The organism is Variovorax sp. LjRoot175, from assembly GCF_964253805.1.
GTDB lineage: Bacteria > Pseudomonadota > Gammaproteobacteria > Burkholderiales > Burkholderiaceae_C > Variovorax.
Genome location: NZ_CAXURY020000001.1, coordinates 5,846,052 through 5,871,986, shown reverse-complemented (window position 1 = coordinate 5,871,986; position 25,935 = coordinate 5,846,052). Strand labels below are relative to the sequence as shown.

Here is a 25,935-nt window from a genome sequence, read left to right as displayed (position 1 = left end):
ATGAAGTTCGACACGCCCGCAACCACCAACCCGATCGACCAACTCAAGGTCGTCGGCAAGCCCGTCGACCGGATCGATGGCCGCCTGAAGACGACGGGCACTGCCCCCTATGCCTACGAACGGCACGACGTCGTTCCCAACCAGGCCTATGGCCATGTGGTCGGCTCGGCCATTGCCAAGGGTCGGATCGCCTCGATCGACCTGAGCCGCGCCAAGGCAGCGCCCGGCGTGCTCGCCATCGTCACCGCAGACAACGCCGGCAAGCTCGGCAAGGGCAGCTTCAACACCGCCAAGCTGCTCGGCGGTCCCGAGATCGAGCACTACCACCAGGCGATCGCGCTGGTGGTCGCGGAGAGCTTCGAGCAGGCCCGCGCGGCCGCCCAGCTGGTTCGCGTCGACTACGTCAAGGCACAAGGATCGTTCGAGCTCGCGGCCGTCAAGGACGCCGCGGCCAAGCCCCCGCGCATCACCGCCGGCGCGCCGGACACCGCTGTGGGCGACTTCGCGGGCGCATTCGCCGCCGCGCCGGTTCAGCTCGACGAGAGCTACACCACGCCCGACGAGGCCCACGCGATGATGGAGCCGCCTGCGTCGATCGCGGCCTGGAACGGGGACAAGCTCACCCTCTGGACCTCGAACCAGATGATCGACTGGGGCGCGACCGAGATGGCGAAGACGCTCGGCATCGACAAGGCGAACGTCCGCCTCATCTCGCCGTTCATCGGCGGCGGCTTCGGCGGCAAGCTGTTCCTGCGAGCCGACGCGCTGCTGGCTGCGCTCGGCGCGCGGGCCGCGAAGCGCCCGGTGAAGGTCGCGCTGACGCGGCCCTTGATGTTCAACAACACGACGCACCGGCCCGCGACGATCCAGCGCGTTCGCATCGGCGCCACGCGCGACGGCCGGATCACCGCCATCGGCCACGAGAGCTGGTCGGGCGATCTGCCGAGCGGCAAGCCCGACGGCGCGGTCCACCAGACCCGCCTGCTCTATGCCGGCGCCAACCGCATGACGGCCACGCGCCTCGCGGTGCTCGATCTGCCCGAAGGCAACGCGATGCGCGCGCCGGGCGAGGCCACGGGCATGATGGCGCTCGAGATCGCGATCGACGAAATGGCCGAGAAACTCGGACTCGACCCCGTCGAGTTCCGCATCCGCAACGACACCCAGGTCGATCCCGAGAATCCCGAGCGGCCCTTCTCGCAGCGCCGGCTGATCGAGTGCCTGCGCAGCGGCGCCGATCGCTTCGGATGGAGCAAGCGAGATCCGCAGCCGGGCAAGACGCGTGAAGGCCATTGGCTGATCGGCATGGGCGTCGCCGCGGCGTTTCGCGGCAACCAGGTCACGAAGTCGGCCGCGCGCGTGCGGCTCGACCGCCGCGGCGTCGTGACGGTGGAGACCGACATGACCGACATCGGCACGGGCAGCTACACGATCATCGCGCAGACCGCTGCAGAGATGATGGGCGTGCCGCTCGACAAGGTGGTCGTGCGCCTTGGCGACTCTTCCTTTCCGGTGTCTGCGGGCTCCGGCGGGCAATGGGGCGCCAACTGCTCCACTTCAGGGGTGTATGCGGCTTGCGTGAAGCTTCGCGAAGCGGTGGCGCAGGCGCTCGGCCTCGACGCGGCGGATGCGGTGTTCGCTGACGCACAGGTCCGCTCGGGCGGCCGCAGCGTGCCGCTGGCGCAGGCGGCCGGCGAGAAGGGCCTCGTGGCCGAGGACACGATCGAGTTCGGCGATCTCGACAAGAAGTACCGGCAGTCGACCTTCGGCGCGCACTTCGTCGAAGTCGCCGTGGACGCTGCAACGGGAGAGACGCGCGTGCGACGCATGCTCGCCGTCTGCGCCGCCGGCCGCATCCTGAACCCCAAGACCGCGCGCAGCCAGGTCATCGGCGCGATGACCATGGGCGTCGGCGCGGCACTGACGGAAGAGCTCGTGATCGACAAGCGCGTCGGCTTCTTCGTCAACCACGATCTGGCCGGCTATGAAGTGCCGGTTCACGCCGACATTCCCCATCAGGAGGCGATCTTCCTCGATGAGACCGATCCGATCTCGTCGCCGATGAAGGCCAAGGGCGTCGCCGAACTCGGCATCTGCGGGGTGGCCGCGGCCATTGCGAACGCGATCTACAACGCGACCGGCGTGCGGGTGCGCGACTACCCGGTCACGCTGGACAAGCTGCTCGCCAAGATGCCTTCGCTCGCGAGCTGAAAACCGACAAGAAACACCCTCATGAAATCCGTGGCAATGACCGCCATCTCCCTTTCCATGGCCGCATCCGCGCTGGCGCAGGACACCGGCGTGCAGATCGCGCGCAATGGCTCGCAAGCTTCAGCCAAGGGCCCGGCCGACTATTTCACCGGCACAGTCCGGGTCGACCCGCTGTTCCCCAAGCCCAGGGAACCCTCGCGTGCGACGGGCTCGTACGTGACCTTCGAGCCCGGCGCACGCACGGCCTGGCACACGCACCCGATCGGACAGACGCTGATCGTCACGGCCGGCGCGGGCCGTGTGCAGCGCTGGGGCGACCCGGTGCAAGAGATCCGGCCGGGCGACGTGGTCTGGATCCCGCCGGGCCAGAAGCACTGGCATGGCGCGTCGCCGACCACGGCCATGACGCACATCGCCATCACGGAGCAATTGGATGGCAAGGCCGTCGACTGGCTGGAGAAGGTCAGCGACACGCAGTATGGGAGCCGGCCATGAGCGATCACCAAAGAAGAGAAGCCATGAAGAAATCAGTTGCAGGTTCCCTGGCCGGCGTCGCCGTGGCGTTGGCGGGGGCGGTGTCCACGCCCGCCCAGGCACAAGCGACCCCGCCGGCTCCGGCCGCGCGCGGTGCCACCCCGGCCCAGCAGATGTTCGGCGACATCTCGCCCAAGTTCGCGGAGCTCACGGACAACGTGCTGTTCGGCGACGTGTGGGCGCGTCCGGGCCTTTCGCCGCGGGACCGCAGCCTGGTGACCGTCAGCGCGCTGATCGCGATGAACCGTCCCGACCAGCTTCGCCCTCACCTCGTCAGGGCGCGCGACAACGGCGTCACGCAGGAAGAGCTGATCGAATCCATCACGCACCTGGCCTTCTATGCCGGCTGGCCGAGCGCGGTGACCGCCATTTCGGTGGCCAAGGAAGTGTTCCAGAAGAAGTGAAAGCCATCTCTCCAGTCCGCACCACCTACGACAAGGGCAGGGTGCTGACCATCATCCGCCAGCTACCTGGTGATCGCGCTGCCTGAGCGTTCTAGGCTGTCACGAAGGTGAGCCGCGCCTCGTGCGCCAGCTCATCGCGAACGATGTCTCGGGCATCGTCGTCTGCGAACTGGAAGAGTGCATCCGGGATCTCGTCTTCATCGAGCGCGAAGAGGATCTCGATGGCCTCCTGCTGGGCTTCCGAGAAGGTGCCGACCTGGGTCAAGCGGTTGAACTTCGCAGCGGTCTCCTGAGGCGCCAGCTGGCGCAACTCGAGCAGCTCGAGCACGAGCGTCATCTGCGATGGGGTGAGGGGCTTGGGAGCGACAGAAGGCTTCATGGCGTCTGATCCTTTTCGGTGGAGCTCGGGACTGTTCCTTTGCTGTGGAATCAGTCTCTTCGTCGATCCTTAAGCGTCGCTGAAAAGTCCGCCGGGCTGGCCTTTCCCGATGGCCGAAACCTGGCCTGCGCGTGAGGAAAGTCTCGCGCCATCGCGTTGATCGTGGTCGTCTGGTGCAGCCGGAGAGAAGCGCGTAGCATGCCGACCGGCTTCCCGATCTCACGTTCTTTCCGGCTTCTTCCATCGTTGTTCATGAGGTGAGTCATGGCGCAAGAAGAGTTCGATCCGAAATTGAATGGTTCGGTATTACGTCGCAAGCTTCTTCGCGGCGTGGGCGCCGCGGTAGGCGCCGCGATGGTCGTCCCGCGCTGGGCACACGCGCAAGCTGCACCGGTTGCACCGCCGAGCACCATCACGCAGCCGCCACGCGACTTCAGCCGGCGAGGGGCTCCGACCACCTACTTCACCGACCCCGACGTGCTCACGATCGACCCGGCCTTCGATGGCCTGCGCCAGCCCAATGCCCCGATCCAGCGGCTGTGGACCGGCGCGTTGTGGGCCGAAGGACCGGCATGGAATTCGGTCGGCCGTTTTCTGGTCTGGAGCGACATTCCGAACAACCGCCAGCTGCGCTGGAGCGAGGACGACGGACACGTCAGCGTGTTCCGCACGCCTTCCAACAACAGCAACGGCAACACCTTCGACTACCAGGGAAGGCAGCTGTCCTGCGAGCACCTCACGCGGCGCGTCGTGCGCTACGAGCTCGACGGTTCGGTGACCGTTCTCGCCTCGACCTTCAATGGCAAGCGACTCAACTCGCCCAACGATGTTGTCCCTCACCCCGATGGCAGCTACTGGTTCACCGATCCGCCGTATGGCGCCCAGCTCTACGAGGGCACGGTCGATGCCCCGGGCGGACCCGCGAACAAATCCGGGCGGCTGAACCCGAAGCTCGGCCAGCCGCCGGAGATCGGCGCGCACAAGCGCGAATTGCCGACCGCGGTCTACCGCCTGGACAAGAGCGGAACGCTCACTCAAGTGGCCGGTGAAGATCTCGTGCCTGACCCGAACGGTCTGTGCTTCTCGCCCGATTTCAAGAAGCTCTACGTCGTCAGCACCGGGCAGGGACCGGGCGACACCATCGCCGGCGGCAAGGGCGACATGTATGTGTTCGATGTCGGGACGGACAACAAGCTCGGCAACGGCAAGCTGTTCAGCAGCTTCATGGTCGACGGCGTGAAGTGCGGGCCCGACGGCGTCCGCACCGACGTGGACGGCAACCTCTGGTGTTCCAGCAATGCGGGCCGCAGCGTGGGCTACAGCGGCGTCACCGTCTGGACGCCGCAAGGCCGGCTCATCGGGCGCATCCGGCTGCCCGAGGTCTGCGGCAATGTCTGCTTCGGCGGCCCCAAGCGCAACCGCCTGTTCATGGCGGCCAGCCAGTCGCTGTATGCCGTCTACACGGCCACGCAGGGTTCGGCGCCGGGCTAGAGGGACAAGGCGCCAACGCGCGAGCCGCTTCATCCATGCAGCAGCGACGTCAAGGCGGAGCGCCTGTCGCACGCCCAGTCCGCCAGCCCGCTCCACAGGTCGTGACCGTCCGCTTCTCGGACGGGCGTAGGACCGCATCGGGCCGGCCCGTTGCTGACTTCCACCCTTAAGAGAAGCGTTCACTGAAGTCACTGAACGACAAAAGCGGAAGCCAAACAAAGGTGCGCATAGCGGCCGTTCGCACGTGGGTCCGAGGCCAATCTTGCCAATCGGACTTTTCAGAACGAGACGAGCAATGTCGCGACACCCCATGCGACCAAGAGGGCCCCTGCGCCGCGGCCTATCCAGTCGCCGCCCGGGCTGAGCTTTTCGACCAGCACGAACAGGGCGATGCCCGCGATCCAGGCGAGGTTCATGACGCCACCAATGAAGAGCAACAACATCAGCAACCAGCAGCAACCCACACAGACCGCGCCGTGACGCAAGCCCATCCTGAACGCGCCCCCCGCGCCAGGGCGCCAATGCGTCATGATGAAGTCCAGAGGCGAGCGGCAATACCGAAGGCAGGCGTGCTTCAACGGCGTCCATTGGTAAAGACCGGCGCCGATCAGCACTGCGCCCGAGAGCGCAATGCTGGTTGTCTGCATCATCGGCGACAGCATGGCGACTTTCTCCAGCCCAAACTGAAGGGCTGCCGCTGCCAAGCTGAACGCAGCCCAAACAGCGATGTACCCGATGGCGAAGATGCCTGAAGCAGTCGCGCATTCGCCTCGTTCGCTGCGGCGCTGTGCGATGGTGGCATAGAGCAGGATCATCGGCGCGGCGCTCGGCAACATCATTGCCGCCATCATCACAGCCCACATGACGAGGACGATGACCGCATGCCCGAATGTCCATGGCCCAGAACTCATGGGCATCAGCATCTCGCCCATCTCTTGCATCATCCCGGCGCCGGTCAGCAAATAAATCCACGACAAGACGACAACGAACAACAGGCAGGAAATGACGAGGAGGCGGTCACGCCGCAGCGCCCCCTGGATCAGTGAGCCGCCATTCACTTGGGCGCCTCCGACGGTCTCTTCACCTCTGCGCAGGCGGAGCCCTCGCTACGCTGCCACACCTTCCGGTGTCTGCACGACGTGGGCAAGTGTGCTGTGTCCACCCTGCGTCTCGAACTTGATGGCCCCGGTGCTGCGGATGTTGGAAGAAGCCACCTCGCCCTCGAGGTTCTCGAACCCCTCCGGACACACGATTTGGACTCGGTGGGGGGCACCGGTCACCGGGTTCTTGATAGGTTCCACCTCGGTTTCGAGCACGCCGGGGATGACGAGGCGTGCGGTCCGGGCGGACTTGTCAAACTGGAACGTGATGGGAGCGAAGATGGGGTCATGCATCTTGGTCACGATGAGGCTGCAGATCTGAAAAAGCGTCCCTTCGGCCGAATTCTTTCCCGACATGATGTTGAACAGCGCCTCGCGCTGCTCCGCGGTGGCGCGTTCTTCAATGATGGGTTGCAGCTGTCCATTCCCTTCATGCAGCGGGCCGGGGAATGAGACGACCGCGAAGAAGCACAGTCCATCCAGCGTCGTGCTGTCGAAATGCCCCTTCGTGATGCGCATACCCAAGAAGCCCTTGCAGTAGCCCTGTGTCGGCTTCGCGTTGAAATCGCAGGGGCAGCCGTATGCGCAGGTGCAGTTCTTGAGCCATTCGCCTTCGAGGCGCCAATTCGCTTGTGCCATGATCTTGTCTCCTGTCAAAGGTTGCGACGATCGCGGCGGGCGTCCCCGTACCGTCCTGCCCCTTCCCGCTCTCAGCCCGCGTGAAAGCGAGACCTCCAGCTCCACGCTGGCAGCAGATCGGCGCGCCGCGCACGTTGAGTACGGCCAGTTGACTATCTGCCGGTTGCAGGCGGAGCGCAACACCTGTTCGAGGCAATAGCTATCTCGCCAGTTCCCCGGGGACCGCTTCGACGTAGAAAATGTGCCGCTCAGGCGTCGGGTTCGGGTCGAAAGCGGGGTTGGCAGGCCGCATTGGGGCGCCAGCACTGACCGGCTGCTCGTGGCCGACTGCCGCATTTGAGGCGTGCTACGACTCGACTGGGCAAGGGGCAAGCTTTCCGTCGTACAACGCTCTGTCGCACGGCTGAGGGCCCTCTATGGCAGAGCACCTTCCGCTCAGCAATGTGTTCACACCCGCGTACGTGTCGGCGTTGCAGAGTCCCTCGCACTCGCTGGTATCGTTGCAGGCTTTCCCACCGTCCTTGGTTGGCCGCAAGCATTGCAAGCTTCCCACCTGTACATCGTTTCCAGGGTGCCGCCGTCGGACAGGCAGCCATCGCGGTCGGCTACAACCTGAGTGGGCGTATCTTGGCAAGGTACAGCACCGAGCTGCGCGGTTGGAGGGTCGTGACGAACTTCCGATCCTGGCCCGAAAACGGGCGCAATCAGCAGTTGGATCGTTGCTCGCAACCACTCGAATCTCGACGATCGCTCCTTCGCGCCTGAGACCGGCGACTTCGGCTGGCCGCACTCCAGCGCTTCGGTCCTCTCTGACCTCCTTGATTCCTGGCCGCGCTCTCATGAGGACGCGGCCGGAACAAGGGACTTGCGATAGAAAATCCGCTCGTACCCACCCTCGGTTCTGCGGTCGTACTCGACGTAGCCGATCTTCGGGTAGAGGATCTGGTTCTCGGTCATCCTGGCGTTGGTGCGCAGGTAGACGGCCTCGAAACCGCGGCGCAGCGCCTCGCTCTCGGCAAAGCGCAAGAGCGCCCGTCCGACCCCCGTGCCCTGACACGCCGGGGCCACGGCCACGGTGTCGACATAGAAGCCATCCTCCGTCTCGTACTGCACGAGCACCCCCGCCACTTGGCCGCTGCGCACCGCGACCCACACCTTGTCTGCACCAATGAGCGCAGGATAGTCGGCCAGCATGGGCGCCGGCGCCTTGCCCATGCGCTCGATGTACAGCTCGAAAGCGGCATTGACGCACGCCGCGGCCGCGACAGCATCATCAAGGCCGGCGGCGCGAACAAGGATCTCCGATGCCGGAACCGGCGCTCCGGCAGCGCCCCGCAACAACGCCATCGAATAGCTGTCGAAGTACTCGCCGTCGACCCGGAAAGCGCGGCGCAGGAGCCCTTCGACTTCGAAGCCGAGCCGTTCGTACAGGGCCTTGGCGTTCGTGTTGTCGACGCGCACCGTGAGTTCGATGCGCGTCATTCCCTTCGCCCATGCCGTCGCGATGGTTGCCTGCATCAGCTTCGCGCCGATGCCCAGATGCCGCGCGGATGGAATCAGGCCGATGCCGAGAATGCCCACATGCGACCGGGCCTGGCCATGGCTCGGCAGCACGTCGCACCAGCCGGCCACCTGTCCGTCGAGCAAGGCGACCATCTGGCAGCCGCCGTTGGCGATGATGGAGCGGTAGAAGTCGAAGGCCTGCTCCACAGGAGGCGCCTGCGTGAATGCAAGAAATCGCTTCTCGCGCGCCACCGTGTCGAGCGCAGCACGCAGCCCCGCGAAATGCGCTTCGGAAACGGGTTCGATCGACAGGTTCATGTCTCAGCCTAGCAGCGCCAGAGATCGCGCTCACCTCACGATACATGGCCTGCGCCTGAAAGCCATCGGCTGACACACGGGCGTCGTCAAAGCGTCAAGAGGCCGTCACAGCCGGTGATCAGACTCCGGTTGTCTAGACGACTTCGGGACCGACGATGGAAACCGCCCTGCGCATCCACCAGCTCAACAAGCATTTCGCCAACGGCCGGCACGCCCTGCGCGACATCAACATCAACGTGCAGCGCGGCGAGATGGTGGCGCTGATCGGCGCCTCGGGTTCCGGCAAGTCCACGCTGCTGCGCCATGTGGCCGGCCTGGTGGCGGCGGACGGCGGTAGCGACTCGCTGATCGAGATCGACGGCTGCTGCGTGCAGCAGCGCGGGCGCATCCACCGCGACATCCGCAAGGTGCGCGCGCAGGTCGGCTTCGTGTTCCAGCAGTTCAACCTGGTGGCGCGGCTGCCGGTACTGGTCAACGTGCTCGTGGGCTCGCTGCATCGCATGCCGTGGTGGCGCAGCTGGACGCGCGCCTTCACCGCCAGGGAGCGCGCGCTCGCGCTCGATGCGCTCACGCGCGTGGGCATCGCCGACTGCCATGCGCAGCGGGCCTCCACGCTTTCCGGCGGCCAGCAGCAGCGCGCCGCGATCGCACGCACGCTGGTGCAGGGCGCCAAGGTGGTGCTGGCCGACGAGCCCATCGCCTCGCTGGACCCCGAATCCTCGCGCAAGGTGATGGAGATCCTGGCGCGCATCAACCGCGAAGACCGCTCCACCGTGATCGTCTCGCTGCACCAGGTCGAGATCGCGATGAAGTACTGCCCGCGCGTGGTCGCGCTGAAGCAGGGCGAGGTGGTCTACGACGGGCCCTCCTCAGCGCTCAGCGCGCCGCTGCTGCGCGAGCTCTACGGCGTGGAGGCCGACGAACTCCTGTCCGCCGCCCCTTCCGACAACCCCAACGTTCACGTGCTGCCGCAACCCGCGCTGGTGCCGTGGGCGGCGGCGGCCTGATTTCCTTCTTCCTTCCAACCTGGAACCCACCATGATCAAGAAACTGTGTGCGGCCCTGGCCATTGGCCTCGGCATGACGACCGGCGCCTTCGCGCAGGACATCAACTTCGGCATCATCTCCACCGAGGCGACGCAGAACCTCAAGCAGGACTGGCAGCCGCTGATCGACGACATGAGCCGCCAGACCGGGCTCAAGGTCACGGCCTTCTTCGCGCCGGACTACGCCGGCATCATCGAAGGCATGCGCTTCAACAAGGTGCAGCTCGGCTGGTTCGGCAACAAGTCGGCCATGGAAGCGGTCGACCGCGCCGGCGGCGAAGTCTTCGCACAGATGGTCAACGCCGACGGCACCCAGGGCTACTACTCGCACCTGATCGTGCACAAGGACAGCCCGCTCAACACGCTCGACGACGTGCTGAAGAACGGCAAATCCCTGAGCTTCGGCAACGGCGACCCGAACTCCACCTCGGGCTTCCTGGTGCCGAGCTACTACGCCTTCGCGCAGCACAAGGTGGACGCCAAGTCGCTGTTCAAGCTCACGCGCAGCGCCAATCACGAAACCAACGCGCTGGCCGTGGCCAACAAGCAGGTCGACGTGGCCACCAACAACAGCGAGAACCTGGACAAGGTGAAGGAGCGCTCGCCCGAGAAGTTCAAGGAGATCAAGATCGTCTGGACCTCGCCGCTGATCCCACTCGACCCGCTGGTCATGCGCAAGGACCTGCCCGAAGCGACCAAGACCAAGATCAAGAACTTCTTCTACAACTACGCCAAGACCGATGCGCGCGAGAAGGAGATCATCATGAAGATCTCCAAGCTCTCGGGCTTCAAGGAGTCGAGCGACAAGCAGCTGATCCCGATCCGCCAGCTCGACCTGTTCGGCCAGCGCACCAAGATCGAGGCCGACGCAGCGCTGAGCGATTCAGACAAGAAGACCCGCCTGGCCGAGATCGACAAGAAGCTCGGTGCGCTGAACTGAGCCTTCATGCAACCGACGGTCCTGACACCCCGCCCGCCCTTGCAGACCGTGGCCGTGCCGAAGCGCAGCTTCGCCTGGCAGATCGCGTGGGCGCTGCTGCTGATCCTGCTCGCGGCCTCATGGAAGGGCGCCGACATGCGGCCCTTCGAGCTCCTGCGCGACTCGGGCAACATGGCCACCTACGCGGCCGAGTTCTTCCCGCCCGACTTTACGCAGTGGCGCATGTACGTCGACGAGATGGTCATCACGCTGCAGATCGCGCTGTGGGGCACGGCGCTGGCGGTGCTCACTGCCGTGCCGATGGCGCTCTTGGCCTCGGCCAACATCGTGCCGTGGTGGGTCTACCAGCCGATGCGGCGCCTGATGGACGGCTGCCGCGCCATCAACGAGATGGTGTTCGCCATGCTCTTCGTGGTGGCGGTGGGCCTGGGGCCCTTCGCCGGCGTGCTCGCGCTCTGGGTCCATACCACCGGCGTGCTGGCCAAGCTCTTCGCCGAAGCGGTGGAGGCCATCGATCCGCAGCCGGTGGAAGGCATCCGCTCGACCGGCGCCAGCGCGCTGCACGAGATCGTCTACGGCGTTATCCCGCAGGTGATCCCGCTGTGGATCTCCTACGCGCTCTACCGCTTCGAATCCAACGTGCGCTCGGCCTCGGTGGTCGGCATGGTGGGCGCCGGCGGCATCGGCGTTGTGCTGTGGGAAATCATCCGCGGCTTCAAGTACGCCGAGACCTGCGCGGTGATGCTGATCATCGTCGTCAGCGTCAGCGCGATCGACCTGGTGTCGGCGCGCATTCGAAAGATGCTGGTTTAGCACTGCCATGGCTTTGACCGTCGAAGAGATCACCCGCCTGCTGGGCACCAAAGGGCAACGCCAGTACGGGCGCGAGGCCGTGAGCCAGCTCGAGCACGCGCTGCAGTGCGCGCAGCTCGCCGAAGAAGCAGAGGAAACATCCGAGACCGTGGTCGCAGCCCTGCTGCACGACCTCGGCCACCTGCTCGCAGCGCAACGCGCGGACGAGGCGGCTCGTGCGCAGCAGCAGCGCGACGACCTGCACCAGTACATCGCGCTGCCCTTCCTGCGCGGCCTGTTCGCGCCGGCCGTGCTGGAGCCGATCCGCCTGCACGTGGATGCCAAGCGCTGTCTGTGCGCCATCGACTCCGGCTATTGGGACACGCTGTCGCCGGCATCGAAGCGCAGCCTCGAGCTGCAGGGCGGCGTCCATACGCCCGAAGAAGCGCAACGCTTCATGACGCAACCCTTCGCGGCCGAGGCCGTGCGCCTGCGGCGCTACGACGACTCGGCCAAGGTGCCGGGCCAGGCCACGCCGCCGCTCGCCCACTACATGCGCATCGCCCAGGCGCTGGCATCTCAGGCACAGCCTGCGCGCGAGAAGCTCACGGCCTTGTAGACGGCTCGCCGATCGAGCGAGCCGGACGCGCTTTCGGGTGTCAGATATGAGAATAATTCTCATTCTGTCGCCTACAATCGACCGGTCTCAATCTCTCTTTCCTGATGTCGTCGCCGGGATCGTCGCCCGTCGGCTTGCGTTCCCATGCACAAGTTTTTCGTCTCGATGCCGCTCGCGCTGGCGGCGCAGCTGGCCTGCGCGCAGGCCGCCCTCTCTCCCTCGAATCCCGGCGACGAACTCCGCGCCGTGACCGTGCAGTCCGACCGCACCAACGGCTTCGTCGCCAACACCGTCGAAGCCGGCACCTTCCGCGGCGCCAGCATCATGGACGTGCCGGCCACGGTCAACACGGTGACGCGCGAAGTCATCGAGCTGCAGGGCGCGGCCAGCATCTACGACGTGCTGCGCAACACGGCCGGCGTCACGCGCCAGCAGAACGGCGGCGACACCTTCGACCAGCTCGTGATCCGCGGAATCGCGGTCGAGAACCGCACAAACTACCGGCTCAACGGCTCGCTCGCGATTCCCAACGTGTCCGAGATCCCGATGGAGAACAAGGAGCGTGTCGAGGTGCTGAAGGGCGCGTCGGCGCTCTACTACGGCTTCACCTCGCCGGCCGGTGTCGTCAACTTCGTGACCAAGCGCGCCGGCAGCACGCCGGTCGCGACGCTCGGCATGACTTTCGACAACCACGGCACGGCGCAGGGCTTCGCCGACGTGGGCCGCCAGTTCGGCGACCAGAACCAGTACGGCCTGCGCATCAACGCGGCCGGCGGACAGCTGGGCTCGCCGATCGAGGGCGTCGACGGCAACCGCAAGTTCCTGTCGGCGGCATTCGACTGGCGCGTCAACAACCGCCTGACGCTGAAGGCCGATCTCGAGCATTACCGCAAGAGCATCACCGAGCAGGCCGGCATCACGCGCCTGGCGGCCGTCAACGGCGTGATCGCGCTGCCGGCCCTGCCCGACCCGCGCAAGCTGATCGGTCCGCCCTGGGCCACCTTCGAAGCCGAAGTCACGAACACCCAGCTGCGCGCCGACTACTCGCTCAGCGACAACTGGGCCCTGATGGTGGAAGCCGGGCATTCCGAGGCCGAGCGCGACCGGCGGCTCGCGATGTTCGGCAACTACAACGTGCGCACCGGCGCCGGCCGCATCACCGGCAACGTGCAGCACCTGGAGCAAAGCTCCGACCTGCTGCGCAGCGAGCTGTTCGGCACCTTCGCGACCGGCGGCGTGCAGCACGAGCTCACGCTGGGCGTCGCGCGCAGCGACAAGACCCAGGACCCGATCTTCCAGCGCAACTACGGCGGCGCCACCACCGCGCAGAACCTGTACTTCCCGCGCGCCATCGGCTTCCTGCCGCTGACCGCGCTGCCGACACAGCCGACCACCGGCGCGCAGGACAGCACGGAGCTGGGCCTGTACGCGCTCGACCGCATCACTTTCTCGCCGGAATGGCAGCTGGTGGCGGGCGTGCGGCACACGCGCTTCGAGAGCACGCAGTTCGCCAGTTCGACGCTGCCGCGGATCGACTACGACGTGAAGAAGACCACGCCGCTGGCCGCGCTGAGCTACAAGTTCACGCCCGATCTCGTGACCTACGTTTCGTATGCGGAAGGCGTCGAGGAAGGCGAGGTCGCACCCACGGGCACCGCCAACCAGAACAACCGCATGCCGCCGGGCGTGAGCAAGCAGAAGGAGCTCGGCCTGCGCTGGCTGACCGGCACGGGCACGCTGCTGTCGGCGGCGCTGTTCGACATCGAGCGGCCCGGCGCCTACACCAACAGCGCCAACACCTTCGTCGCCGACGGCCGCCAGAACTACCGCGGCATCGAGCTCTCGGCGCAGGGACGCCTGACGCGCCAGTTGGCCTGGCAGCTGTCGGCGCAAGCCCTCGACGCCGAGTTCCGCGACATCAACGCCCAGTACGACGGCAAGATGCCCGAGAACACGGCCAAGCACACGGCCAGCGCCTTCCTCTCCTACGACATCGCGGCGGTGCCGGGGCTCTCGGTCAACGGCGGCGCCTACTACACGGGCCGGCGCCCGATCGACGACCTGAACCAGGGCTTCATCGGCGGCTACACGATCTTCGCCCTCGGCACGCGCTACGTCACGCAGCTCTTTGGCAAGCGGACGCTGTGGCAGCTCAACGTCGACAACGTCGGCGACAAGCGCTACTGGGCGGCCGCCGGCACACGGCTGGCGGTGGGCGCGCCGCGCAGCGTCAAGGCGACGCTCAAGATCGATCTCTGAAGAAGACGGCGGCTTCTGCGATGGCTCTTCTTCGGCGCATCTGGGTCCAGATTCACTGGTTCATCGGCATCACGGCCGGGACGGTGCTGGCCGTCATCGGCTTGAGCGGCGCCGTGCTTTCGTTCCGCGCCGAGATCGTCGACCTGCTCAATCCGGCGCTGCACCGCGTGCCGGCCGCAGCCGATGCCAGGGCGCTGGCGCCGGCCGCCCTGCTCGACCAACTCCAGGCCGCAGAGCCCGGCCGCCGCGTCCTGACGCTGACGCTTTACGCCGAGCCGGGCCGGCCGGCGCGCGTGAACTTCGCCCCCCCGCCCGGCGAACGCCGCGGCGAAACGCGCCTGGTCGATCCCTTCAGCGCGGCCTTGCTGCCCGAGCCGCGCGGCGATGCCTTCTTCGAGTTCGCCGAAAGCCTGCATCGCTGGCTCTTGATGCCGCGCGACACCGGCAAGCCGGTCACCGGCACGCTGGCCGCGGCGCTGCTGGTGCTCGCACTGTCGGGCCTGTACCTGCGCTGGCCGCGTCGGCCGCTCGCGTGGCGCAGCTGGCTGCGGATCGACTTCGCGCAAAGCGGCCGTGTTTTCCTGTGGAACCTGCATGCCGTGGCCGGGACGATCGCGCTCCTGGCCTATCTGGTGTCCGGCCTCACGGGCATCTACTGGGCCTTCGATGGGGTGCGCTCGCTGGTCGACGACGCGGCAGGCGTTGGGCGCGCCGCGCGGACGCAGCGGATGCAGGGCGGCGCCGCCAATGCCGCCGCCCCCGTCCGGCTCGACCTCCAGCGCGTGTGGCTGTCCTTCCAGCAAACGACCGGCGGCGACTGGAGCCAGGTCACGCTGCGCCTGCCGGCGCGCAATGCCTCGCAAGTCGAGGCGACCTACCTGCGCGCCGCGCCCGAGCACGAGCGCGCGCGCAACCGGCTCTACCTGCACGCCGCCACCGGCGAGGCGAGCCAGCACGAACGCTATGCCGACAAGCCGCTGGCCGGACGTCTCGTGAACAGCATCTATCCGCTGCACATGGGCACCTACTGGGGCCTGCCGGGCCGCATCCTGATGATGCTCGCCAGCCTGGGCCTGGTGCTGTTCGCGATCACCGGCTGGATGCTGTACCTCGGCCGCCGTCGCACAAGCCAAGCGGTGCGCGCCGAGCGTGCGCGGCTCGGCCGCGGCCGAAGCGGCGCGGCGCAGGGCGCCGAGCAGGTGCTGATCGCCTTCGCCACGCAGACGGGCCATGCCGAGCGCGTCGCCCTGCAGACCGCGGCCGCGCTGCAGTCGGCCGGCGTCGGCACCGTGGTCAAGACCCTGGCCGAGCTGAGCGTCGATGCGCTGCTGCACTTCCGCAAGGTGCTGTGGGTCGTCAGCACCTTCGGCGACGGCGATCCGCCCGACAGCGCACGCGCCTTCGCGCGCAAGTTCGCGCAGCAGGCGGGCTCGCAGCTGCGGCACGTGCACTACGGCGTGCTGGCACTCGGCGACTGGCACTACGCCACCTTCTGCGGCTTCGGCCGGAAGCTCGATCACGACCTGCGCAGCCAGGGGGCGCAGGCGCTGTTTCCGATGGTCGAGGTCGACAACGGCAATCCCGAAGCCATCGGGCGCTGGCAGCGGTCGATCGCCGAGGCCTTCGATGTGCGGGGTGCTGCGTGGCCGTCGCATCCGGCCTCTTCTGCCGAGCGTCCCTTCGAAGCTTGGCGGCTCGTGCGCCGCAGCCTGCAGAACGATGGCAGCCAGGGCGATCCGCTGTTCGAGATCGAGCTGCATCGTGCCGGCGCGCCAGTGTGGGCGCCGGGCGCGCTGGTCGAGGTGCTGCCGCCTCATCCGAACGGCACTGCCGATGCCCGTCCTCCTCTTGCGCCGCTGGCGCCGCGCAGCTATTCGGTGGCCTCGATCGCTGCCGACGGCTGCGTGCAGCTGCTGGTGCGGCAGGCGCGCCGCGACAACGGCCTGGGCGTCGCATCCGGCTGGCTGACCGCCGGCGCGCCGCTCGATGCCGGCATCGAGATGCGGCTGGTCGCCAACCCCGGCTTCGCGCTCGCAGACGAGAACCTGCCCTGCATCTTCATCGGCAACGGCTCCGGCTTCGCGGGCCTGCGTTCGCACCTGCGCGAGCGGGTGCGGCGCGGCCACGGGCGCAACTGGCTGGTGTACGGCGAGCGCCAGTCCGCGCACGACGCCTTCTGCGCCGCGGAGATCGCGCGCTGGCAGGCGCTCGGCATGCTGGCGCGCGCCGACCTCGTCTACTCGCGCGACCAGCCCGAGCGCAGGTACGTGCAGGACCGCCTGCGCGAAGCGGCGGACGAACTGCGGCGCTGGATCGCCGATGGCGCGCTCGTCTACGTGTGCGGCAGCCTCGAAGGCATGGCGCCCGGCGTGGACGCGGCTCTCGGGGAAGTGCTGGGAACGGCCGGGTTCGACGAGCTGATCGCGCAAGGCCGCTATCGGCGCGACGTGTATTGAGCCCCTTCAGGCCGGATCCATGCCATGGCGGCGCTTTGATTCGGCGCTGTCCGCCGAGATCATGAAATCGAGCAGCGCGCGCACGGCGGCGGGCTGCGCGGAGCCGATGCCCGGAGCGGCCGAAAAGATCGTGATGATCTGAATCTCCGGTGGCAAGGGGCCGATCAATCGGATCCTTTCGATGCCGATCAGCTCGCTCATTTGCTGGAATCCCAGCGCGGCCTCGCCGCGCGCGATCAGCGAACCGACCGGCACGCCAGGCGGCGCCTGCACCAGTCGGCTCCGGATCTCGCCGGCAATGCCCCAGCGCTCGAACAATGCCATCAATGCGACGCCGCTCGGGCCGGTGGAACAAGCGATGCTCGCGGCGCCCTGCACAGCGCTGCGCAGCGCATCTTCCGTGGAGATGTCGGGTCGCTCGGCGCTCGCGTGCACCGCCACGCCGACGCCCGAGCGGGCCAAGTCGACCTTGCCGGCCGCGTCGACCTTGCCTGCGGCGACCAGCTTGTCGATGGCGTCGGAGGCAAGCGCCACCACGTCGAAGGGCTCGCCGGCGGACACGCGCCGTACGGCTTCGACACCGCCGACCGGCAGGAAGGAGACCGGCACCCCGGCGAGCCGTGAATACATCGCCGCCAGCTCGTCCAGCAGTGCTCGCGTTGCCATCGAGCAGATGCCTCGGATCGAAGTCGTCATGGTGATGGGTGCCAACGAGCCGGCAGGCGAGAGAACATGTCAATCCGGCTTGATGCCGGCCTCGCGAATGAGCTTCCCGTAGCGAACGGCGTCGCTCTTGAGCAGCTTGTCGAAACGCTCGGTCGCACCGGGCAAGGGAACACCCCCGGCCGCGGCGAGCTGGTCGCGTACTTCCGGCGACTCGAGCGCCTTCTGCACGGCTTCATGCAATTTCGTCAGCACCGGCTTGGGAAGGCCTGCCGGTGCCACGAAGCCGTACCAGACGCTGGCTTCGAAGCCTGGATAGCCCGACTCGGCGACCGTCGGCACGCCGGGCAGCACCGCTGCGCGCTCGGGACTCATCAGTGCCAGCACGCGCAGCTTGCCGGCCTTCGCCAGCGGCGAGGCTTCGAGCGCATTGACCGCGACCACGTCCACATGCCCGCCGATCACATCGGTGATAGCCGGTGCGCCGCCCTTGTAAGGCACGTGGCGCAGCGATAAGCCGGCGGTGTGCTGGAACAGCTCCATGGCCAGGTGCGGCGTGGAACCGTTGCCCGGCGTGGCGACGCTGAGGGTACCGGGCTTGGCCTTGGCAGCGGTCACCAGCTGCTGCAGGGTCCTCCACTCCGAGTCCTCGCGCACCGCAGCCACCACCGGCACCCGCCCGACCAAGGACACCGGCGTCACGTCGCGCTCCAGGTCGTAGGGCGCCGGCTGGAACAGCGTGGGGTTCACGGCCAGTGCGTTGGCTGCCAGCATCAGGGTGTAGCCATCGGGCGGGCTGGCGATGAGCGCCTTGACCGCGATGTTGGTGCCGGCGCCCGGCTTGTTCTCGACGATGATGGGCTGGCCGAGGATGGTGGCCATGCGCTGGCCGACCGAGCGCGCGATCAGGTCGACCGCGCCGCCGGCGCTGTAACCGACGATGATCTTGATGGGCTTGGTCGGGTAGGCATCGGCGGCGCCGGCACTGAATGGCGCGCCGATCGCCAGCAGGCCGGCCAGGGCGAGCAGGTGGCGGCGGGAAAGCATCTTCATGACTTGTTCCAGGTTTGGGGCGCCGCGTCCTTGCCGGCCACCGAATACAGTGCGCCAGGCGCGTTGCGGGTTTGTTGGAACGCTTCCAGCGATTGGCCGCGCATGGCGGCGTAGATGTGAAGGTTGGAAACGCCGAGCACGGCGCCGAGCTTCTCGAGCATGAAGAAGATGACGCCGTAGTGGATCAATCCGCGCCAGTCGCGCTGGCGTACGAGTTCGCGCTCTTGCAGGGTCAGCTCGGCCGCTTCGAACGCGCCCTCTTCGTCAGCCAGGAAGCGGGCGCGATGCTCGGGGCGCGTCATGCCGTGCAGGAACTTGTTGAGACGCAAGGCGCGCACGCTGGTCTCCAGCGTGAACGGATATGTGCCATCCAGCGCTTCCACGCCGGCCAATTGCTCATCGATGCGGCGACGATGCCGCTTCGCCTCGCCGGCGACCGGCGGGCTCGCCAGGTTCTCGTAGATCGCGGTGGCGATGCCGGTCATCGAAGGCAGGTAGTAGCTCTGGTGCGTCTTGCGGACGTTGGACGAAAGGGCGCCCCGCATGACCAGCCACATGATGACTTCCGCGCCTTCAAGGCCGCCCAGGGTCGCCAGCTCGGTCTGGGTCATCTCGGTGAGCCGGACCGGGTCGTTCTCGATCAGGTCGAGGAACTGCGCATCCCAGGCTGTGTTGTTGAAGCCGGCGCGCTCACCGTGCACCTGATGCGAAAGGCCGCCCGTTGCAACGATGGCCACCTTCAGGTCTTCCGGATAGCTTTCGATCGCGCGCCGCAATGCCTGCCCCAGGCGCCAGCAGCGCCGCGCCGATGGCACGGGCGACTGCAGCACGCCGACCTGCAGCGGCACGACCGGTGTCGGCCATGCCGGCTCGTGGGGGCACAGCAGCGACAGCGGCGAGAACACGCCATGGTCCAGCGGCCGGTCCTGGAAGAAGGACATGTCGAACTCATCGGCCACCAGCGAGCGGCCGATATGCCGCGCCAGCGCCGGGTGGCCGGCCAGAGCAGGCAGATCGCGCGCGCCGCCACCCTCGTCCGCCACCTCGTGCCGCTCGCCGACGCCGAGTGCGAAGGCCGAATAGTGGTCGAAGAAGAAGGAGCTGACGTGGTCGTTGTAGATGACGAACAGCACGTCGGGTTGGCGCTCTTCCAGCCAGCGTTGCACGGGCTCGAAGGCCTCGAAGATGGGTGCCCAGACCGGGTCCTGCTGCTTGCTCTTGTCGAGAGCGAAGCCGATGGTGGGCGTATGCGAGCAGGCGACGGCGCCGATGATGCGAGCCATGTGTCTGCGCTCAGTCGATGTAGCGCAGGCCGGCCTTGGCCAGCGGCTCGCGCATGGCGTACATGTCCAGGCCGAGCTCGCCGGCGGCGAAACGCGCGCGCTTGCTGCCCTCGTTGGACTCGCGGGCTTCGGCCGCGTCGGCCACCTGCTGCGCGCGCGAAGCCGGCACCACCACCACGCCGTCGATGTCGGCCACCACCACGTCGCCCGGATGCACCAGGGCGCCGGCACACACGACCGGCACGTTGACCGAGCCCAGCGTCGCCTTGATCGTGCCCTTCGCATGGATGGCGCGGCTGAACACGGGGAAGTTCATCCCTGTGAGATCGCGCACGTCGCGCACGCCGCCGTCGATCACCAGGCCCTTGCAGCCACGCGCCTTGAAGGAGGTGGCCAGGAGATCGCCGAAGAAGCCGTCGGTGCTGTCGCTGGTGCAGGCCGCGACCACCACGTCGCCGGGCTGGATCTGCTCTGCCGCGACATGCAGCATCCAGTTGTCGCCGGGCTGCAGCAGTACGGTGACGGCCGGACCGCACAAGCGCGCGTCGGGATAGATGGGGCGGATGCGCGGTTGCATCAGGCCGAGGCGGCCGAGCGCCTCGTGCACGGTCGAGACGCCGAAGCGTGAGAGCTTTTCGACAGCGGCCGGGTCGGCGCGCGTGACGCTGCGGTGGACGACGCCGAGTTGATGGAGTGTGGTCATGGTCAAAGGCTCTTGGCTTTGAGGGCGCGGTCGAGGCGCGGATACACCCGGCGCGCGTTGGCTTCGTAGATCTGGTGGCGCGCCGCGTCGTCGAGCATGGGCGTGGCGTCGATGTAGCGCCGCGTGTCGTCGTAGGGAAAACCGGTCTCCGGATCGATGCCGCGCACCGCGCCGATCATTTCGCTGGCGAACAGGATGTTGTCGACCGGGATCACGCGCGTCAGCAGATCGATGCCCGGCTGGTGGTAGACGCAGGTGTCGAAGAAGATGTTGTTCAGCAGGTGGTCCTTCAGCAGCGGCTTCTTCATTTCCTGCGCCAGGCCGCGGAACCGGCCCCAGTGGTAGGGCACCGCGCCGCCGCCGTGCGGGATCACGAAGCGCAGCGTCGGGAAGTCCTTGAAGAGGTCCGACGTCAGGCACTGCATGAAGGCCGTGGTATCGGCATTCAGGTAGTGCGCACCGGTGGTATGGAAGCAGGCATTGCAGCTCGTGCTCACATGCACCATCGCCGGGATGTCGTGCTCCACCATCTTTTCGTAGAGCGGGTACCAGTGGCGGTCGGACAGTGGGGGGCTGGTCCAGTGGCCACCCGAAGGGTCGGGGTTGAGGTTGAGGCCGACGAAGCCGTACTCCTTCACGCAGCGCTCCAGCTCCGGGATGCAGGTGCGCGGATCGACCCCCGGCGACTGCGGCAGCATGGCCGCGCCGATGAAGTGATCAGGGAACAACTGGCTGACGCGAAAGCACAGCTCGTTGCATAGGGCCGCCCATGCGGAAGAAATCTCGAAGTCGCCGATGTGGTGCGCCATGAAGCTCGCGCGCGGGCTGAAGATCGTCAGATCGCTGCCGCGCTCCTTCATGAGGCGCAACTGGTTGCCCTCGATCGACTCGCGCAACTCGTCGTCGCTGATCTTCAAATCCGAGGCGCGGGGCTTCAGCGCGGAATCCCTGATGCCCGCGATCTGCTGATTGCGCCAGTTCTCCAGCGCCTTGGGAGCAGTGGTGTAGTGGCCATGGCAGTCGATGATCATTTGCAATCCAGTCGGTTGATGACGTCATTGCGCCAAGTGTGGTTGCCGGCGCCGCTGCGTGGCGTGAATTCGGCTTGCCTTGCCATCAAACTTCTTTATCTTCTAGGGTTTACACCGAGATTCATCAACTCCCTTGGAGAGAGAAGATTTGCCGGTGAAGCCCAACCATCAGAGACACAAAGTTATCGACAGGGCACACAGCGGCGCGCTCGGCATCAACCTGCGGCACCTGCGCGCGTTCTCGGCCGTGGCCGCGGCCGGCAGCATCGCCGGGGCCGCGGATGAGCTGTACCGCGTGGCCTCGGGCGTCACGCGCTCCATCTCTGAACTCGAAAGCGGGCTGGGCAGGCCGCTGTTCGATCGACGCCCGCGCGGAATGGCGCTGAATTCGTACGGCGAGCTGGTGCTGGCGCGTGCGCACCGCATCGAGCGCGAGTTCGAAGACGCACGAGCCCGGCTCGTCGCACGCGGCGGCATCGGCGCGTCCGCCGACCTCCACCCGCTGTTCACGTCGATACTGAACGGCCGACGTCTCGCGGTGGTCGCGAGTCTCGTCGAGAAGCGCAACATGCCTGCGGTCGCGCGCGAGTTCGGGATCACGCAGCCGGCCATCAGCAGCGCGCTGAAGGACCTCGAAGGCGGGCTCGGTGTCGCGCTCTTCGATCGCAAGACGCGCGGGCTGTCGCCGACGCCGGCGGGCGAGATCATCGCGTTCCACTTCAAGCGGGTGCTTGCGGAACTGCGCCACATCGGCCCGGACATCGCCGCCAGCGAAGGAACGCTGCAGGGGAGCGTGAACGTCGGCGCGCTTCCGCTCGGCCGTACGCAGATCCTGCCGCTCGCGATCGCTTCGCTGGTCGTGCGTCACGCGGGACTGCACGTTGCGACGGTCGAGAGCCCATACGACGCGTTGGCAGCATCGCTGCGCAGCGGCGACATCGACTTCATCCTCGGCGCACTGCGCAGCGCCGACGAGGCGAAGGACCTGCAGCAGGAAGCGCTGTTCGAGGATCGCATTTCGGTGATCGCACGCGCCGGCCATCCGCTCGCACGCGCCGCGCGCATCGACTTCGATGCGTTGCGCCAGGCGAGATGGGCGCTCTCGCGGCACGGCTCGCCGTCGCGCGAGTTGCTCGAGCGCTTCTTCTCGGAGGCGCGGCAGGCGCCGCCGATGCCTGCCGTCGAGACCGGCGATCTCGCGGTGCTGCGCGGCTTGCTGCTGGAAAGCGACATGCTGACCGCGATCTCGGCGCACCAGCTGCGCTACGAGATTCGCGACCGCAGCCTGGTCGTACTGAACTTCCCCCTTGACCGGACGCGCCGCGAGATCGGTCTCACGCAGCGTCTGGGCGCATTCCCCTCACCGGGCGCGCGAGCGTTGATGCAAGAGATCAGAGCGGTGGTGGCTCGATCCCCCGATTTCCGCGCTCGGCGTTGATGTCAGCGCGTTGTCGTTGCATGCGGCGAGAGGCGCCGCTCGGTTTGGTGACAGGTTCTGGGCCAAGCTACGACCGCCGCCCGCACAATCCGTATCGAGTCAAGGAGTACGAAATGTCCATTCGAGCCGCTGTAGCGTTCTTGCTGTTCTCCGCCATCGCCGCCCCGTGCGCTCTCGCCGATGACGACGACTCAAAGAAGCGCTGGCGGCGCAACGACTGGCGCAACGACTGGCGCGAGGACCGCTGGCCTAGGCCTTGCGAAGTCAAGCAGGAGTCAAAGCGAGGGGAGTTCAAGCGGGAGGTCAAGTGCAAGGATGGCATCGGAGCCACGTGGCGCGGGGACTGGAAGGAGGAGTTCCGGGATGGCCCGTGCAAGGTCAAGCTCGAGGCCAGCCGCGAGGTGTTCAAGGAAGAGGTCAAGTGCGAGAGCCGCTAACGGCGTGCGGCCTGCTGAGAACAAGGATGTTGGCCGCCTGCATCAGTGCGCTCTCATACCGCTGGCGCTCTTCGGCGATGGCTTCGTCCGTCCAATCCCTGAAGCCTTTCTTCGCCTTGACGCCGAAGCGCCCGCGCGTCACCAGATCCGTCAGCGTTTTTCCGGGGGCGCTGTCATTGCAGAGCGACGGATAGATGACGGTCGCCGCCGCATGCTGGGTATCGAAGCCCGCGAACTCCTTGAGCAACATCGGGCCGGCAGCTGCATAGCGGAATCCGAATCCAAACCGAACAGCGACATCGACGTCCTCAGCCGTCGCAAGCCCCTCGTCGATGACGGCAAAAGCCTCCCGCATCAGCGCGTGCTGGATGCGGTTGGCGAGAAAGCCTGGAACGTCGCGATTCACGCGCACCGGCGCTCTTCCCAGCGAGCGGAACACCTGGTGGAGCGCATCCAAGTCGATGCTTCAGTGCGTTCGCCTTTGGCGATTTCCACCAAGGGGACCAGATGCGCGGGCTGAAAGAAATGGGTGTTCGCCATGCGCTCTGCGGTTTTCAGGCCCGCACAGATGTCGGTGATGCGCATGCTGGAGCTATTCGACCCCATTGGAACGCCCGCAGGAGTCAGCCTGTCCAAGGTCGAAAAAATCGACTTCTTGATCTCCATATTCTCCGTGACCGACTCCAGCACGATATGGACGTTGGCCCATGAGATGTCTTCGATCCGGGAGTGAAATACCAGTGACCTGGACTCTTGCTCCAAGCCCAGCTGCTGGACAGACTTCGCGATGCGCTCCTGCGCACCCACCCACTTCGAGGGACTGTGCCCCACGAGCTGCACCGACCATCCGCCGGCCAGGAAGATGGCCGCAATATCGCAGCCCATGATTCCGCACCCGATCACCACCGCGCTTCGATCATTCATGCTCACACCTTGATTCTTCGTTGGCCGGATCACGTTCTAGAGCGCATCGCGCGCGGTGACGATCATGTCCGGTTCCACGGCCGCATTCTTCGGCAGGGCGTAGACGCCGACGGAGGTGCGGGTGTGCACGCCGGCCTCGCCGAAGACACGGTGCATCAGATCCGAGGCTGCATCGGCCACCTCGCTTTGCTGCGTGAAGTCGGCGGTGCATTGCACAAACACGCCGATGCGCAGGATCTTCTCGATCGCATCGAGCGAGCCGAGGGTCTGGCGCAGGATGGCGAGGGCGCGCAGCGCGCAGATCAGCGCAGCCTTCCGCGCCCCATCGAGCGAGACCTGTTCTCCGACGCGGCCGGTCACCATCACCGTGCTGCCGACCCGCGGCACCTGGCCGCTGATGTAGACCGTGCGGCCATCACGCACGGCGGACACGTAGTGGCCGCCGATGCGGATCTCACCGTCGAAGCCATGCCCCAGTTCGGCCGCGATCTGATCGGCAATCTGGCTGCGGGTCAGTGTTGTCATGGAACCTCTCGCTTGAACGGGGTTCCATCTTCGTCGCGCAGTGCGGGGAAGAACAGATACAGAACGTGCGAAGTCGATGCGCAACAGGTGGATGTTCGGTCGTGCGACCGACTTGATCAGTGCGCGCAGGCGGTGGCCACGACCGAACCCCGTCGCTCACCGCTGCGCAGCCCCGGTAACGGCGCCCGGCTCCCTCCTCCCATCGTCCGCAAGCCGCAGCCCGCGGCGCTCCACGCTCGAAGCGATCTGCGCCACCGACCGGCTTCCCAGTCGCGTCATGACAAACAGCTTCCGGGGCGATACGCGCGTCACGTCGCGGACTGTGTTCAGGTCGTGGCGCCGCAGCACGTTGGAGGCTCGCAAGGAAAGGCCGAGGATTGCGATGTCGGCGTCGAGAAGGGTTTCGCTGGACGATTGTGCTTGTGACATGGGTGGTCTGTGGCAACTGAGGCCGCTTGCCAGTGCACATGCCGTGCCTGCGCTCGTTCCTCCTTTCTTCCCGGGCGCTCGCGAGGGAACGGCGCACCGTGTTGGAAATGCGGACAAATCAACTGCCTGAAATATCGACAACTGTCTGCTGAATGAGCAGGGTTGTCCCTGAGGCATGCGCGTGCGACCTCACCCCATGTGAACCGCGTCACATGCCACGCGTGCGCTGCTTACTCGTGCCGAAGGAGGCGAATCCCCAAAATTAGCGGCCATGGCGAACCCGATTGCGACACGGGTTCCGATCGACGAAAGGCCGACATCATGCGCAGTTCCTCCTTCATCCGGTTCGCCTTCGCCGCACTCGCGACTTTCGCCATCCTGCTGCCGGGCGCGGCCTTGGCCGAAGAGCGCACCTACCTGAGCAAGGCCGAGATCGAGGCCAGCCTGCTCGGCAAGACGGTGGTGTCGAAGAACATCGCGAGCGGAAAGCTTTCCCAGTGGGAATTCCGCGCAGACGGAACGGTGGAAGCCGTGGGCGGGCTCGGCCGGGCCGTGGGCACCTGGAGCATCCGTGACGACGGGCAGACTTGCGTGAAGGTGCTGGGCCGCACCGGATGCCGCTACTGGTTCCGCCAGGGCGGCGCCTACGCCAACGCGGACACCAACCAGGCCGATGCGCCGGTCGTGGCCGAGGTGCGCTATCTTTGATGCGCCTCGCCTGCGCCGGGTTGAGGCGAGCTTCAAGAAGGACCTTGCGT

The 25,935-nt window shown here is 66.6% G+C and carries 26 protein-coding genes; 13 read left to right on the top strand and 13 right to left on the bottom strand.

Features of this window, described 5'->3' with window-relative positions; all coding sequences use genetic code 11:
• Genes paoC through ACSQ89_RS29080 form a run of 3 tightly spaced genes read left to right on the top strand, consistent with a single transcriptional unit; the run spans nt 1 to nt 3,149 of the window.
• Entirely contained in the window at nt 1-2,211 is a 2,211-nt protein-coding gene (gene paoC, locus ACSQ89_RS29090) for an aldehyde oxidoreductase molybdenum-binding subunit PaoC (protein WP_093107277.1), read from the top strand.
• 21 nt (nt 2,212-2,232) lie between these two features.
• Entirely contained in the window at nt 2,233-2,706 is a 474-nt protein-coding gene (locus ACSQ89_RS29085) for a (R)-mandelonitrile lyase (protein ID WP_436294208.1), read from the top strand.
• A 23-nt stretch (nt 2,707-2,729) separates the two neighbouring features.
• Nucleotides 2,730-3,149, top strand: a complete 420-nt coding sequence (locus ACSQ89_RS29080; RefSeq protein WP_093107281.1) for a carboxymuconolactone decarboxylase family protein — start codon at nt 2,730-2,732, stop codon at nt 3,147-3,149.
• 91 nt (nt 3,150-3,240) lie between these two features.
• Here ACSQ89_RS29080 and ACSQ89_RS29075 read toward each other — a convergent pair whose 3' ends face one another.
• Entirely contained in the window at nt 3,241-3,528 is a 288-nt protein-coding gene (locus ACSQ89_RS29075; RefSeq protein ID WP_093107283.1) for a hypothetical protein, read from the bottom strand.
• Nucleotides 3,529-3,792: 264 nt separating this feature from the next.
• Between ACSQ89_RS29075 and ACSQ89_RS29070 the strand changes: the two genes are divergently transcribed.
• Complete coding sequence (locus ACSQ89_RS29070; RefSeq protein ID WP_436294209.1) at nt 3,793-5,019, top strand: SMP-30/gluconolactonase/LRE family protein; 1,227 nt, start codon at nt 3,793-3,795, stop codon at nt 5,017-5,019.
• Nucleotides 5,020-5,297: 278 nt separating this feature from the next.
• Here ACSQ89_RS29070 and ACSQ89_RS29065 read toward each other — a convergent pair whose 3' ends face one another.
• The 3 genes from ACSQ89_RS29065 to ACSQ89_RS29055 form a co-directional block, all read right to left on the bottom strand.
• A complete protein-coding gene (locus tag ACSQ89_RS29065; protein WP_436294210.1) occupies nt 5,298-6,077 on the bottom strand; it encodes a DUF2182 domain-containing protein in 780 nt (259 codons plus the stop codon).
• Between the two features lie 48 nt (nt 6,078-6,125).
• Nucleotides 6,126-6,758: a DUF1326 domain-containing protein gene (locus ACSQ89_RS29060; protein ID WP_093107289.1), complete on the bottom strand. Its 633-nt coding sequence runs from the start codon at nt 6,756-6,758 to the stop codon at nt 6,126-6,128.
• Nucleotides 6,759-7,595: 837 nt separating this feature from the next.
• Nucleotides 7,596-8,579: a GNAT family N-acetyltransferase gene (locus ACSQ89_RS29055; RefSeq protein WP_436294211.1), complete on the bottom strand. Its 984-nt coding sequence runs from the start codon at nt 8,577-8,579 to the stop codon at nt 7,596-7,598.
• Between the two features lie 155 nt (nt 8,580-8,734).
• On the opposite strand from ACSQ89_RS29055, the gene phnC reads away from it, so the two are divergent.
• The 6 genes from phnC (at nt 8,735) to ACSQ89_RS29025 (ending at nt 16,691) form a co-directional block, all read left to right on the top strand.
• Complete coding sequence (gene phnC, locus ACSQ89_RS29050; protein WP_436294212.1) at nt 8,735-9,586, top strand: phosphonate ABC transporter ATP-binding protein; 852 nt, start codon at nt 8,735-8,737, stop codon at nt 9,584-9,586.
• Between the two features lie 31 nt (nt 9,587-9,617).
• Nucleotides 9,618-10,565 (top strand): phosphonate ABC transporter substrate-binding protein, encoded by a 948-nt coding sequence (gene phnD / locus ACSQ89_RS29045; protein ID WP_436294213.1) that lies wholly within the window; start codon nt 9,618-9,620, stop codon nt 10,563-10,565.
• Nucleotides 10,566-10,571: 6 nt separating this feature from the next.
• Nucleotides 10,572-11,378 (top strand): phosphonate ABC transporter, permease protein PhnE, encoded by an 807-nt coding sequence (phnE, locus tag ACSQ89_RS29040; protein ID WP_436294214.1) that lies wholly within the window; start codon nt 10,572-10,574, stop codon nt 11,376-11,378.
• A gap of 7 nt (nt 11,379-11,385) precedes the next feature.
• A complete protein-coding gene (locus tag ACSQ89_RS29035) occupies nt 11,386-11,976 on the top strand; it encodes a phosphonate degradation HD-domain oxygenase (RefSeq protein ID WP_436294215.1) in 591 nt (196 codons plus the stop codon).
• A 144-nt stretch (nt 11,977-12,120) separates the two neighbouring features.
• Nucleotides 12,121-14,235 carry a TonB-dependent siderophore receptor gene (locus ACSQ89_RS29030; RefSeq protein ID WP_436294216.1) on the top strand — a complete coding sequence of 705 codons (2,115 nt, stop codon included), beginning with the start codon at nt 12,121-12,123 and terminating at the stop codon, nt 14,233-14,235.
• A gap of 20 nt (nt 14,236-14,255) precedes the next feature.
• On the top strand, nt 14,256-16,691 hold the full coding sequence (locus tag ACSQ89_RS29025) for a PepSY domain-containing protein (protein WP_436294217.1): 2,436 nt from the start codon (nt 14,256-14,258) through the stop codon (nt 16,689-16,691).
• 6 nt (nt 16,692-16,697) lie between these two features.
• Here the strand turns inward: ACSQ89_RS29025 and ACSQ89_RS29020 are convergent, their stop codons facing one another.
• From ACSQ89_RS29020 to ACSQ89_RS29000, 5 genes are all read right to left on the bottom strand, one after another.
• Nucleotides 16,698-17,357, bottom strand: a complete 660-nt coding sequence (locus ACSQ89_RS29020; protein WP_436296600.1) for a substrate-binding domain-containing protein — start codon at nt 17,355-17,357, stop codon at nt 16,698-16,700.
• 69 nt (nt 17,358-17,426) lie between these two features.
• Complete coding sequence (locus ACSQ89_RS29015; RefSeq protein ID WP_436294219.1) at nt 17,427-18,407, bottom strand: Bug family tripartite tricarboxylate transporter substrate binding protein; 981 nt, start codon at nt 18,405-18,407, stop codon at nt 17,427-17,429.
• Nucleotides 18,404-19,690, bottom strand: coding sequence for a gallate dioxygenase (locus ACSQ89_RS29010; RefSeq protein WP_436294220.1), 1,287 nt, complete (start codon nt 19,688-19,690; stop codon nt 18,404-18,406). The genes ACSQ89_RS29015 and ACSQ89_RS29010 overlap by 4 nt, the downstream gene beginning before the upstream one ends.
• Nucleotides 19,691-19,700: 10 nt before the next feature.
• A complete protein-coding gene (gene ligK, locus ACSQ89_RS29005; RefSeq protein ID WP_436294221.1) occupies nt 19,701-20,393 on the bottom strand; it encodes a 4-carboxy-4-hydroxy-2-oxoadipate aldolase/oxaloacetate decarboxylase in 693 nt (230 codons plus the stop codon).
• 2 nt (nt 20,394-20,395) lie between these two features.
• The gene (locus ACSQ89_RS29000) at nt 20,396-21,424 is read right to left on the bottom strand and encodes an amidohydrolase family protein (protein WP_436294222.1); all 1,029 of its coding nucleotides are present in this window, start codon (nt 21,422-21,424) and stop codon (nt 20,396-20,398) included.
• Between the two features lie 154 nt (nt 21,425-21,578).
• Here ACSQ89_RS29000 and ACSQ89_RS28995 point away from each other — a divergent pair, with 154 nt between their 5' ends.
• A complete protein-coding gene (locus ACSQ89_RS28995) occupies nt 21,579-22,862 on the top strand; it encodes a LysR family transcriptional regulator (RefSeq protein ID WP_436294223.1) in 1,284 nt (427 codons plus the stop codon).
• Between the two features lie 113 nt (nt 22,863-22,975).
• Entirely contained in the window at nt 22,976-23,299 is a 324-nt protein-coding gene (locus tag ACSQ89_RS28990; protein ID WP_436294224.1) for a hypothetical protein, read from the top strand.
• Here the strand turns inward: ACSQ89_RS28990 and ACSQ89_RS28985 are convergent.
• From ACSQ89_RS28985 to ACSQ89_RS28970, 4 genes are all read right to left on the bottom strand, one after another.
• The gene (locus tag ACSQ89_RS28985) at nt 23,280-23,711 is read right to left on the bottom strand and encodes a 3-hydroxyacyl-CoA dehydrogenase family protein (protein WP_436294225.1); all 432 of its coding nucleotides are present in this window, start codon (nt 23,709-23,711) and stop codon (nt 23,280-23,282) included. The genes ACSQ89_RS28990 and ACSQ89_RS28985 overlap by 20 nt on opposite strands.
• The gene (locus ACSQ89_RS28980) at nt 23,702-24,223 is read right to left on the bottom strand and encodes a 3-hydroxyacyl-CoA dehydrogenase family protein (RefSeq protein WP_436294226.1); all 522 of its coding nucleotides are present in this window, start codon (nt 24,221-24,223) and stop codon (nt 23,702-23,704) included. Before ACSQ89_RS28980 ends, ACSQ89_RS28985 begins: the two co-directional genes overlap by 10 nt.
• Nucleotides 24,224-24,259: 36 nt before the next feature.
• Nucleotides 24,260-24,748: a RidA family protein gene (locus tag ACSQ89_RS28975; RefSeq protein ID WP_436294227.1), complete on the bottom strand. Its 489-nt coding sequence runs from the start codon at nt 24,746-24,748 to the stop codon at nt 24,260-24,262.
• 156 nt (nt 24,749-24,904) lie between these two features.
• Nucleotides 24,905-25,177 (bottom strand): DNA-directed RNA polymerase subunit alpha C-terminal domain-containing protein, encoded by a 273-nt coding sequence (locus ACSQ89_RS28970; protein WP_436294228.1) that lies wholly within the window; start codon nt 25,175-25,177, stop codon nt 24,905-24,907.
• Nucleotides 25,178-25,498: 321 nt separating this feature from the next.
• Here ACSQ89_RS28970 and ACSQ89_RS28965 point away from each other — a divergent pair, with 321 nt between their 5' ends.
• The gene (locus ACSQ89_RS28965; protein WP_436294229.1) at nt 25,499-25,885 is read left to right on the top strand and encodes a hypothetical protein; all 387 of its coding nucleotides are present in this window, start codon (nt 25,499-25,501) and stop codon (nt 25,883-25,885) included.
• Nucleotides 25,886-25,935: the final 50 nt, after the last annotated feature.